The sequence below is a fragment of the Mesorhizobium sp. M7A.F.Ca.CA.002.09.1.1 genome, assembly GCF_003998555.1.
Taxonomy (GTDB): Bacteria; Pseudomonadota; Alphaproteobacteria; order Rhizobiales; family Rhizobiaceae; genus Mesorhizobium; species Mesorhizobium ciceri.
Window position 1 is genome coordinate 1 of the sequence record NZ_RZRR01001342.1, and the last position, 986, is coordinate 986.

The following is a 986-nucleotide window of genomic DNA, read 5'->3' on the forward strand; positions in this document are numbered from 1 at the left end:
CTCGAAGATGGCCAGGTTTTCGAGACCCACTGCCGTCGCGACCGGATGACCTGACGCCGTGAAGCCGTGGCCGAAATTGCCGATCGTGGCGGTGTTGTCGGCGATCGCCTGATAGATCGCATCGGAGAAAATGACGGCGGCAAGCGGCATATAAGACGACGTGATTTGCTTGGAGACCGTCATGATATCAGGCGTGAAGCCGTATTTCTGAGCGCCGAAGGGCGTACCAAGCCGCCCGAAACCACAGATCACCTCGTCCGCTATCAGAATGATATCATTTGCCCGGCAGATTTTCTCCACGCCTTCCCAGTACCCGACCGGCGGTGGCAGAACGCCGCCGGCTGCCATGAGCGGCTCTCCTATGAAGGCTGCGATGGTGTCAGCCCCTTCTTCGGCGATCACCGCTTCCAGCTCGGCGAGCAGGCGCGCCGTGAAGGCGGCTTCGTCTTCGCCTGCCATGCCGAAGCGATAGAAGTGCGGGCAGGTCAGGTGGCGAACGGGAATGGCCGGCAGATCGAAGTCGCGATGGTTGACCGGCAAGCCTGTCAGGCTGCCGGAGGCGACGGTGATGCCGTGATAGCCCTTGGTCCGTGCCAGGAATTTCTTCTTTTTTGGCCGGCCCAGCGCGTTGTTCATGAACCACATCATCTTGACGATGGTGTCGTTGGCTTCCGAGCCCGACGACGTGAAGAAGACACGCGTCAGGTTTTCCGGCGTCATCTCCACGAGTTTCTCCGCGAGCCGGATGGATGGCTCATGCGCCTTGGAGGAGAAGGTGTGGTAGTAGGGCAGCTTCAGCATTTGCTGATAGGCAGCGTCGGCCAACCGCTTTTCCGAAAAGCCGACGCCCACCGACCAGAGCCCGGCCAGCCCTTCGATGTATTCCTTGCCGCGTTCGTCATACACACGGATGCCGTCGCCGCGGCTGATGATCAGCGGCCCGGTTTCTTCGTGCTGACGCAGGTTGGTGTAGGGGTGCATGGTGG

The 986-nt window shown here is 60.6% G+C and carries 1 protein-coding gene; it reads right to left on the reverse strand.

Translation table 11 applies throughout. The features are described 5' to 3' along the window. Positions 1–986 (reverse strand): aminotransferase (locus EN994_RS33070; RefSeq protein ID WP_127308233.1); only part of this gene is annotated, 986 nt, incomplete at both ends.